The sequence below is a fragment of the Thioalkalivibrio sp. ALE11 genome (genome assembly GCF_000381205.1).
Lineage (GTDB): Bacteria > Pseudomonadota > Gammaproteobacteria > Ectothiorhodospirales > Ectothiorhodospiraceae > Thioalkalivibrio.
This window is the reverse complement of record NZ_KB906200.1, coordinates 1-8,171: the sequence shown is the minus strand read 5'-3', so window position 1 is coordinate 8,171 and position 8,171 is coordinate 1. Positions and strand designations below refer to the sequence as shown.

Annotated in this window: 11 protein-coding genes and 4 pseudogenes; 10 read left to right on the top strand and 5 right to left on the bottom strand. The window is 63.1% G+C overall.

Features of this window, described 5'->3' with window-relative positions; translation table 11 throughout:
- Nucleotides 1-190: pseudogene (locus F620_RS15595) on the bottom strand (hypothetical protein); the annotation flags it as partial.
- A gap of 115 nt (nt 191-305) precedes the next feature.
- Between F620_RS15595 and F620_RS15590 the strand changes: the two are divergent.
- The 7 genes and pseudogenes from F620_RS15590 to F620_RS15585 form a co-directional block, all read left to right on the top strand.
- Nucleotides 306-404, top strand: a pseudogene (locus F620_RS15590) (transposase); the annotation flags it as partial.
- 82 nt (nt 405-486) lie between these two features.
- Nucleotides 487-762, top strand: coding sequence for a type II toxin-antitoxin system Phd/YefM family antitoxin (locus F620_RS0113915; protein ID WP_019571057.1), 276 nt, complete (start codon nt 487-489; stop codon nt 760-762).
- Nucleotides 762-1,178 (top strand): PIN domain-containing protein, encoded by a 417-nt coding sequence (locus F620_RS0113910; RefSeq protein WP_019571056.1) that lies wholly within the window; start codon nt 762-764, stop codon nt 1,176-1,178. Before F620_RS0113915 ends, F620_RS0113910 begins: the two co-directional genes overlap by 1 nt.
- A 110-nt stretch (nt 1,179-1,288) precedes the next feature.
- Complete coding sequence (locus F620_RS0113905; RefSeq protein ID WP_018145920.1) at nt 1,289-1,525, top strand: antitoxin; 237 nt, start codon at nt 1,289-1,291, stop codon at nt 1,523-1,525.
- A 3-nt stretch (nt 1,526-1,528) separates the two neighbouring features.
- The gene (locus tag F620_RS0113900; RefSeq protein WP_019571055.1) at nt 1,529-1,936 is read left to right on the top strand and encodes a type II toxin-antitoxin system VapC family toxin; all 408 of its coding nucleotides are present in this window, start codon (nt 1,529-1,531) and stop codon (nt 1,934-1,936) included.
- A 113-nt stretch (nt 1,937-2,049) separates the two neighbouring features.
- A complete protein-coding gene (locus tag F620_RS0113895) occupies nt 2,050-3,243 on the top strand; it encodes an ATP-binding protein (RefSeq protein WP_019571054.1) in 1,194 nt (397 codons plus the stop codon).
- Between the two features lie 14 nt (nt 3,244-3,257).
- A pseudogene (locus F620_RS15585) lies at nt 3,258-3,407 on the top strand (glycosyltransferase family 2 protein); the annotation flags it as partial.
- Nucleotides 3,408-3,641: 234 nt separating this feature from the next.
- Here F620_RS15585 and F620_RS0113890 read toward each other — a convergent pair.
- The 4 genes and pseudogenes from F620_RS0113890 to F620_RS15580 form a co-directional block, all read right to left on the bottom strand.
- Complete coding sequence (locus F620_RS0113890; RefSeq protein WP_019571053.1) at nt 3,642-4,082, bottom strand: PIN domain-containing protein; 441 nt, start codon at nt 4,080-4,082, stop codon at nt 3,642-3,644.
- Complete coding sequence (locus F620_RS0113885; protein WP_026331505.1) at nt 4,082-4,324, bottom strand: type II toxin-antitoxin system Phd/YefM family antitoxin; 243 nt, start codon at nt 4,322-4,324, stop codon at nt 4,082-4,084. Before F620_RS0113885 ends, F620_RS0113890 begins: the two co-directional genes overlap by 1 nt.
- A gap of 159 nt (nt 4,325-4,483) precedes the next feature.
- Nucleotides 4,484-5,036, bottom strand: a pseudogene (locus tag F620_RS15305) (IS3 family transposase); the annotation flags it as partial.
- On the bottom strand, nt 5,000-5,125 hold the full coding sequence (locus F620_RS15580) for a hypothetical protein (RefSeq protein WP_231373923.1): 126 nt from the start codon (nt 5,123-5,125) through the stop codon (nt 5,000-5,002). The pseudogene F620_RS15305 and the gene F620_RS15580, both read right to left, overlap by 37 nt.
- A gap of 331 nt (nt 5,126-5,456) precedes the next feature.
- Between F620_RS15580 and F620_RS0113870 the strand changes: the two genes are divergently transcribed.
- The 3 genes from F620_RS0113870 (at nt 5,457) to F620_RS14610 (ending at nt 8,060) form a co-directional block, all read left to right on the top strand.
- On the top strand, nt 5,457-6,098 hold the full coding sequence (locus tag F620_RS0113870) for a hypothetical protein (RefSeq protein WP_019571051.1): 642 nt from the start codon (nt 5,457-5,459) through the stop codon (nt 6,096-6,098).
- A gap of 204 nt (nt 6,099-6,302) precedes the next feature.
- Entirely contained in the window at nt 6,303-7,160 is an 858-nt protein-coding gene (locus F620_RS14615) for a sterol desaturase family protein (RefSeq protein ID WP_019571050.1), read from the top strand.
- Between the two features lie 210 nt (nt 7,161-7,370).
- On the top strand, nt 7,371-8,060 hold the full coding sequence (locus tag F620_RS14610; RefSeq protein WP_019571048.1) for a glycosyltransferase family 2 protein: 690 nt from the start codon (nt 7,371-7,373) through the stop codon (nt 8,058-8,060).
- Nucleotides 8,061-8,171 lie beyond the last annotated feature (111 nt).

Here is an 8,171-nt window from a genome sequence, read left to right as displayed (position 1 = left end):
CGAACTCGGTCGCGGCGCTCCCTTCCGCCCGCGGCCTCGCCGCTTCCGCATCCAACAGCCGCCGCCAGCGCTGCAGACTGCCAACCGAGATCCCGTGCCGGGCACAGTACACTTCCTGGGTCAGACCGCTACGCTCCCAGCCCGACACCAACTCCTGCCACTCGCTCCGACTGCGCTGGCGCCATCCCATGATGCCGCTCCTCTCCCACTGGGTTCGGCACCATCATCCGGCCAGCGCCGCCAGGGAGGAAGAATGTATTTCGCTGGACGCTTACGAATCGGCTGGAGGGCCGCTCCGGTACGTTGGTAAGCGTCCGGGCAACCCGCGCTTCGTGGACGAGGTGGAGGAGATCATCGGTGTACGCGTCGAGCGCCGCCGTCCCGGCCGCCCGTCATCACGCCGGGGGGGTGAGAAAATAAATGTGTCCCCGGTTTCTGCTGTATCCAGTGCTATTCTAGGTACTGAAATCCGTACTGGAGCGGCTGATGGAAACTGTTATCTCGGCGCAGGAAATCAAGCGACGTGGCATCAGTGCAGTCGATCAGGCGTTGAAGAAAGGGCCGGTGCACGTCATCCAGCGTAATCGACCACGCTACGTGATCTTGAGCGAGGAATCTTTCCAGCAGTTGACGGCCGGTGTGGAGGCCCGCACGCGGCTATGGAACCGGCTGCTGGAAGAAGATTCGGCTCCCTCTACGCCGCGAAGTCGCTCGGAACTGGACCGTGAACTCCAAGGGGAGCGCGAAGGCTGGAATGATTGATGCTGGCGTTTCTCGACGCCAGTGCCGTCATCTACCTTCTGGAAGGCGACGCGCCCACGCGGGAGGCCGTTCGGCAGGTCCTTCGGGATGTGGAACGTAAGGCGGGCGAACCGCCTGTTCTGGTGGTCTCCGCCTTGAGTCGCCTGGAATGCCGGGTGCGGCCGCTACGGGACTCGAATGCTCGAGCGCTGGAACGGCTGGATGCGTTTTTCGAGGATCCAGGTCTGTCGGTCGTCGCGCTGGAGACGGCCGTTCTGGACAGGGCGACGGAACTGCGCGCCCATCACGGGCTGCGCACGCCCGATGCCATCCAGGCGGCGAGCCTGCTCACGGTCCATCCGAAAGGGGCCTTCGTGACGGGGGATGGCGACTTCGAGAAGATCCCTGGCCTTCGTGTTGAGCGGATTCCACCCTGATGTAGCTGAACGGGAAAATAAATCTGTCCCCAATTTGCCCACCTCCAGTTTGTCTCCTGTTCCCCGCGCGTATATGCTTATGGCATATCCTTTTCGAGGTGGGCCAAGCCATGAAACGACGCATCGCGAGCCTGTTCCGGAATGGTCGCAGCCAGGCCGTTCGGCTGCCGAAGGGTTTTACCTTTGATGCCGACGAGGTGGTGATCGAAAAGAGTGGCGATGCCTTGATCCTGCGCGCCAAGCCCCGGTCCTGGGATGATTATTTTCGGGGTCCCGGCGAGACCCTTCCCGAAGACTTCCCCGATTCGATCGAGGATCACGTGGCGCAGGACCGCGAGGCATTGTGAGCCGTGCGCTACATGCTGGACACGAACATCTGCATCTACATCATGAAGCGCCGCCCACCCGAGGTGCATGAGCGGCTGCGTCATGTTCCGGTGGGCGATGTGGGGCTGTCCGCCGTGGTGGTGGCCGAACTGCGGTACGGGGTGCGGCGCTCGCATTACCGCGAACGCAGCGAGGCCGCACTGGAACGCTTTCTGGTGTTCACGAAGGTCTGCGACTGGCCGGAAGAAGCCACCGAGCATTATGCCGACATCCGCGCGGAACTCGAACGCGCTGGCACGCCAATCGGCTCCAACGATCTCCTTATTGCGGCGCATGCCCGCGCCACCAACGCCGTCCTCGTCACCAACAATGGGCGGGAGTTCGATCGCGTGCCGGGATTGCAGGCGGAAAACTGGGTGGCGGCACACTGAGGGGGAAGGAGCCGCTTATTCCGAAACATGCATCTGTCCCCGTTCGCGGTCGTTTTTCTATGTAAAGTGGTATCTAGATTTACAATATGCATAAATGGCGGTAGGGTGCGCGCATGATACTGCGCACTGCCGAAACACTGGTCCGGGAGCTGTTGAGCGGCTTTCCTATCGTCACGGTCACGGGACCGCGCCAGTCCGGCAAGACAACGCTGGCACGCACGGTGATGGCGGATCGCCCGTATCGTTCCCTGGAAGATCCGGATGTGCGGGCGCTGGCGCTGGATGATCCGCGCGGGTTTCTGTCGCAATGCCCCGATGGGGCGGTTTTGGACGAGGTGCAGAGGGCACCGGAGTTGTTCTCCTATCTGCAGACCCATGTGGACGGCGATGGTCGCATGGGTCGGTTTCTGCTCACGGGGTCGCAGCAGTTCGGGTTGATGTCGGGGATTTCGCAGTCGCTGGCCGGGCGTTCAGCGTTTGTGGAGTTGTTGCCGTTGAGCCATGCGGAGTTGATGGAGGTCGGGCAGGCACCAACGGCTCTGGATGCGATGATGTTTACCGGTGGTTACCCGGCATTGTATGACCGGCCGGTGTCTCCACGGCACTGGTTTCCGGCGTATGTGACGGCGTACGTGGAGCGGGATGTGCGGCAATTGCTCCAGGTGCAGGATCTGGACGCCTTTCAGCGCTTTGTGCGGCTATGTGCCGGGCGCAGTGGTCAGGTGTTGAATCTGTCATCGCTTGCGGCCGATTGCGGTATTACCCACAACACGGCCAAGGCGTGGATCTCGGTGCTGGAGGCCAGCTATGTGCTGTTTCTCCTGCGACCGCACCATGCAAATTTCAACAAGCGGCTGATCAAGTCGCCGAAGCTGTATTTCCACGACACCGGGCTAATGTGCTGGCTGCTGGGGGTGCAGACGCCGGAACAGCTGGTGGTGCATCCGCTACGCGGGCAGCTGTTCGAGACGTACGTGATTTCGGAGCTGCGCAAGGCCTTTCTGAATCGCGGCGAGCCGCCGCTCTGCCACTTCTGGCGAGACAGTAATGGCAATGAGGTCGACCTGCTGATCGAGTGGTCGGGTGGCCTGATGCCGGTGGAGATCAAGTCCGGCCAGACGTTGAACCGGGATTTCTTCACCGGGCTGGATCGCTGGACTGCGCTGGCCGGTGACATGGCCCGTTCGCCGACGCTGATTTACGGGGGCGAGGGCGAGCACCAGCGGAAGGATGTGCGGGTGCTGGGCTGGGAAAAGGTTGCCGATTTTTGCGCGACCGAAGGCTCGCAGCGGGCGCTACTCCATTAATTAGACCAGCTCAGGTGCGGTCGGCGTACCTGCTGGGGCATCAGACGGGGCGGGCCCTGGTTCGGAACCGGTTTCCCCGTGTTGCCCGGCGGTTGGGGTGGTTGCAGCCGGTAGAGGGAGGCGGGGGTCGAGATTGCCACGGGCCCTTCGGGCCCTCGCAATGACGGGTGCTGAGGCATGACGGGTGGTGAGGGATGACGGGGCGAGTGCTTCGCGGGCGAGCCCGCTCCCACAGGGGGTAGCATGGGGTGTGGGCGTCCAGGCCTATGGCCGAGGGGGCTTGGCTGGCGTGGGTGATCGGCCAGGGGGCTGGTCTCCCACGGAGGTCTGGATGCGGCGCGTGCTGGTGACGGGGGCTTCGGGGTTTGTGGGGCGGGCCGTGATGGCGCGGCTGGCGGTTAATAGGTAGCACTGCTCAGGATGGGGATCTCCGTGACCCTGGTAAAGTCCCGGTCATGGGTGATGAGCGCTGATGAATTGCTGTGGATGGCGGTGGCGATCTGAATGGCGTCCGGTAGCTTGAACTCGTACCGGGTGCGGATGCGGGCGGCCGTGAAGGATAAAGGGGCGTCAAGTTCCTGAATGTGCCAGTTGTTGCTGTTTGCCAGGGTCTGGTAGTAGCGGTCTGCAAGGATTTCGTCGTTGTTGCGCAGGGGGCCGGCCAGAAACTCCGCCAGTGTTACGGTTGATACGACCCCATGGAGGGTTCCTGCCTCGATTCGCTCGAAAACCGGGAGGTAAGGCTCAAGGAGAGTGGGGTGATCCTCCATCAGGTAAATGATGGGGGCGGTATCGACGGTGATCCAGGAGCCCTCGGGAAGCCTGGAGACCTCCACCATCAGTCCCACTCTTCCCGCAGGGCGGCCACGGTCTTCGCGGGTTCTGTTCCCCAGAGCCCTGCGCCGGATCCGCGCAAAGCGAGGAGGCCGGCCTGACTTGACGGGATTTTGCACTGGTCCGGGCCTGCGAGGATGGCGTAGGGCTTGCCACGCTTCATGATAATGGCGGGCTCGCCACTGTGTGCCCGGTCCAGCAGATTCGGCAATTGGCGCCGGGCGGCTTCGGATCCGATCTTTTGCATGTGAGGCCTCCTGATCATGTACCTGTACGTACTGTACAGGGGGGGGTTGATGGCCACGTAAACTGCTACTCATCTGGCCATCGGAATGGCTCCATCCTCGGTTGGCCCTGGCCACGAGTGTCCGTACCTCGACCGCCCGATCCATTCGCGGTGTGGTGGTCAAGTAATTTCGGACACCGCGTTGGGTGGGTTGACTGCCGTTGATTGCTCGTAGCCGCTGGGAGGCAGATAGCCCAGGGTCGAGTGGATGCGGACGGAGTTATAGAACCGAACGATGTAGTCGGCAATATCCCGTCGCGCTTCGCTATGGTTCGCGTAACGCTGCTGCCAGGCGGCGCTGGTGTATTGGCACCCCTGGTCGGAGTGCAGCAGGTCCCGGCGCCGGCTGGCGTTGCTCCAGCGCCATGCGCAGGGCCTCGCAGGTCAGGCTCGCCGGCATTTGCCGGTCAAGGGCCCAGCCGATGACCTTGCGCGAGTACAGGTCGAGGATGACCGCCAGGTAGCTCCAGCCGGTGGCGGTTGGGATATAGGTGATGTCGGACGCCCACGCCTGGTTCGGTCCGGCCGGGGTGAACTCGCGGTTGAGATGGTTTTCGGCGACCGGGGCCCGGTCGTCGCGTTGCGTGGTATTCACGAAGCGCCGCCGCCAGACGGGCCGCAGGCCGCGCTCGCGCATCAGCGTGCGCACCCGGTGCCGACCCACGGCGGTCCCAGTTGATCCACCCAGCGGGGCACGGCCGTCTCGCCAAGATCCTGATCCTGGCAGACGGCCGGCACCGTCAGACCGTCATCGACCACCATGCGGGCGATGCGCTCCTTGTATTCGCCTGAAAAGCTCCGGCGTTTGCGTGCCATGGCTGTTCTCCTCGTAACAGGGGGTTATCGTCCCACCTAACGAGGTGTCCACGGAAATTAGACCAGCTCAGTCGGCACACTGAGGGGGGAAGGGGGCTACTCACTCCTGGACCTGCCCCCGTTTGTCGTGCTGGCTTCACATGGCGAGCTACCCGGTGGTAACCGCCAGGTTCGCCCGCATTTGTATCCATAATTCGAGTTAGGTTAGGGTTCGGGAAAGCCGGCGGTGCCGGTGATGCCAATGTGTGGTGGATTGATCTGTACGGGAGGGAGGGGTATGCGCAGTCGCAACTTGTTTGGGGTGTCGTTGGTGGTCTGGGGCCTGGTGTTGCCGACTCAGGCGCTGGCTGGTGGCAGTGTAGGGACTATCACCTTCACGGAGATGCCGGGGAGCGGGGCTCAGGCCGTTCCCTCGCTGGGTGGCGCGATGCTGGTGATCCTGTCGGTCCTGCTGGCCTTCGTGGCGCTGCGTGTTCTGCACCGTCGCTCTGGCGGGCATGCCAGCCCGATGCTGGTCGCGGGATTGCTCGGAGGTGCGCTGGTTACCGGCGGGGGTGGCGGGAAGCTGATCTCCGACGCCCATTCCCTCACGAATCCGGAGCCGAAGCCGAGCTTTAAGATCGATGAGAACCGGGTATCCGAGGCGGTTCTGGACTCCCCGGAGGGCAGTTACAGCTTTTTGCTTGGTGCGATAGTCGATGGCGATGGCAGTCTGTTCCAGTACGAAAACGACTTGCAGGTTCCAGTAAGGGCCGAACTGGATCTTGACGAAATGTCGTGTGACCTGGTAGATTTGCAGCCGGACCATCCTGCGCCTTGTGAAGACGGGAAGATTCTGGAATCCGGGGAAAAATGTCTGGCCAGCCTGTTCTGCGGTGATGGGGGCGTTGACGATTCCCCTCGGCCTTCTCGGCTTTAAAAGCGGTCAAGGTGGACGATGCTCGTTGAGGTCCCGGGGGAGGTCTTTCCCGGGACTTTTTTGGTCTCGGCGTTCCCGGGCCGCAGTTGGGCGTGATGTGAGCTGTGTGGCTTCGGTGGGTACCGAGGCGCCGGAATTTTTGAGTGACGCCGGTCAGGCGTTGCAGGACCTGAGTATGGCCAGGCAACGGTCGGGGGGTGTGACGTGAGCAACGAGCCTCAGGCAGGTGCCGATACGGTGGCGCTGCTGCTGCAGCAGCGCGTGTTGGTGGAGCTGGTGCTGACCTTCGGCGGGATGGTCCTGCTGATGATGGCGGAGTCGGTTGTCCCGCGCGTGCGGACGCTTGCCGAGACCGTGCCGGTCGCCCGATGGCTGAATAACTGGGCGCTGGCGGTCTTCAATTTCTTCCTGGTCCTGTGGCTGGTCTATCTGCTGACGTCGTCGGAGTTGGTGACGCACTGGGTGTCCACGGGCCCGGCACCGCTGTCGGGCATGCCGCCGTTGGTGGCATTCGTGGTGGTGTTCCTGGTGGTGGAGTTTCTGGTGTACGCCCTGCACCGGGCCTTCCATCAGGTTCCCTGGTTGTGGCGGCTGCATGCGGTCCATCATCTGGATACGCAGGTGGACGTGACGACCTCGCATCGGCATCACAGCCTGGAGTTGCTGCTGGTGATGGCGGTGCTGATCCCGGTCGTGACGCTGCTGGGGCCAGAGCCGCTGGTGCTGCTGGGCTATTTTGTCGTTCGCGTCACGGTGATACTGGTCAGCCACAGCAACCTGCGCCTGCCGCGGGGCCTGGACCGGGTCCTGCGGTGGCTGGTGGTGACGCCGGATTTTCATCGGCTGCACCATGCCGCGGACCGACGCCACACGGATTCAAACTACGGCACGGTCACACCCTGGTTCGATTACCTGTTCGGTTCGGCGACCGATCTGCCTTATGGCGAGCACGACCGGCTGGTGACGGGCCTCGAATATCTGCGCGACACGCGGGATTCGCGTGTGGACCGCCTTATGCTCCTGCCGTTTCGCTGGCACCGGTTGCGGTCGCGCCGCAAGTAGGGCCAACCGGCTCCCGTTCCAGGAGTGTCAGCTGCGAGGACCCCAGGTTTTGCGTGCGCCGCTTCGCGACAACCTGGATCCGGCAAGCCCGCGACTTTGACGCCGGGGTGGAGGCGATTCAGTACGACGGCTGGCGGTTCTTCACCGGCGGTTTCCAGTAGCGGAGTCTGTCATGACCTCCCGGGGTGAACCCAGGGGGCGGGAGTTGGCATGTTGAACCATAAGCTGAGTCCTGCTGGGGGTTGGAGCGAGGATGTTGACAGGGAGGTGGAGACTACAGTGCGCGCGCCTGTGTTCAGCGTGGTCATGCCGGCGCATAACGCGGAGGCCCATCTGCGGGATGCGGTGGAATCCGTTCGCGCACAAACATTCCCGGACTGGGAGCTTCTCGTAGCCGATGACGCGTCGAGCGATGGTACGGGCGCGCTTGTGGAGGCACTGGCAAGCGAGGATTCCCGCATCCGTGTACTGCGCAGGAACGTGAATGGGGGGCCGGCGAAGGCGCGCAATGATGCGATCGCTGCTTCGCGTGGCCGGTTTGTGGCCTTTCTGGATAGCGACGATATCTGGTATCCGGCCAAGCTTGAGCGCCAGAAGGCGGTATTCGAAGACGAGGCACCGGCGCTGGTTTTTTCTTCCTACGAGCGGTGGGATGTGCAAACCGGCCGCAGGCAGGCGGTGCCCTGCCCGCGCGAGATTGCCTACGATGATCTGCTCTTTGGCAATGTGGTGGGGTGTCTCACCGCCGTGTACGTAAGCGTCCAGCGAAATACATTCTTCCTCCCTGGCGGCGCTGGCCGGATGATGGTGCCGAACCCAGTGGGAGAGGAGCGGCATCATGGGATGGCGCCAGCGCAGTCGGAGCGAGTGGCAGGAGTTGGTGTCGGGCTGGGAGCGTAGCGGTCTGACCCAGGAAGTGTACTGTGCCCGGCACGGGATCTCGGTGGGCAGTCTGCAGCGCTGGCGGCGGCTGTTGGATGCGGAAGCGGCGAGGCCGCGGGCGGAAGGGAG

Excerpts from the sequence above, each read along its gene's own strand:
- F620_RS0113910 (WP_019571056.1), top strand. The coding sequence starts at position 762 with ATGCTGGCGTTTCTCGACGCCAGTGCCGTCATCTACCTTCTGGAAGGC.
- F620_RS0113870 (WP_019571051.1), top strand. The coding sequence starts at position 5,457 with ATGCGCAGTCGCAACTTGTTTGGGGTGTCGTTGGTGGTCTGGGGCCTG.
- F620_RS0113905 (WP_018145920.1), top strand. The coding sequence starts at position 1,289 with ATGAAACGACGCATCGCGAGCCTGTTCCGGAATGGTCGCAGCCAGGCC.
- F620_RS15580 (WP_231373923.1), bottom strand. The coding sequence starts at position 5,125 with ATGGTGGTCGATGACGGTCTGACGGTGCCGGCCGTCTGCCAGGATCAG.
- F620_RS0113890 (WP_019571053.1), bottom strand. The coding sequence starts at position 4,082 with ATGGTGGAGGTCTCCAGGCTTCCCGAGGGCTCCTGGATCACCGTCGAT.
- F620_RS0113885 (WP_026331505.1), bottom strand. The coding sequence starts at position 4,324 with ATGCAAAAGATCGGATCCGAAGCCGCCCGGCGCCAATTGCCGAATCTG.
- F620_RS0113895 (WP_019571054.1), top strand. The coding sequence starts at position 2,050 with ATGATACTGCGCACTGCCGAAACACTGGTCCGGGAGCTGTTGAGCGGC.
- F620_RS0113915 (WP_019571057.1), top strand. The coding sequence starts at position 487 with ATGGAAACTGTTATCTCGGCGCAGGAAATCAAGCGACGTGGCATCAGT.
- F620_RS14610 (WP_019571048.1), top strand. The coding sequence starts at position 7,371 with ATGTTGAACCATAAGCTGAGTCCTGCTGGGGGTTGGAGCGAGGATGTT.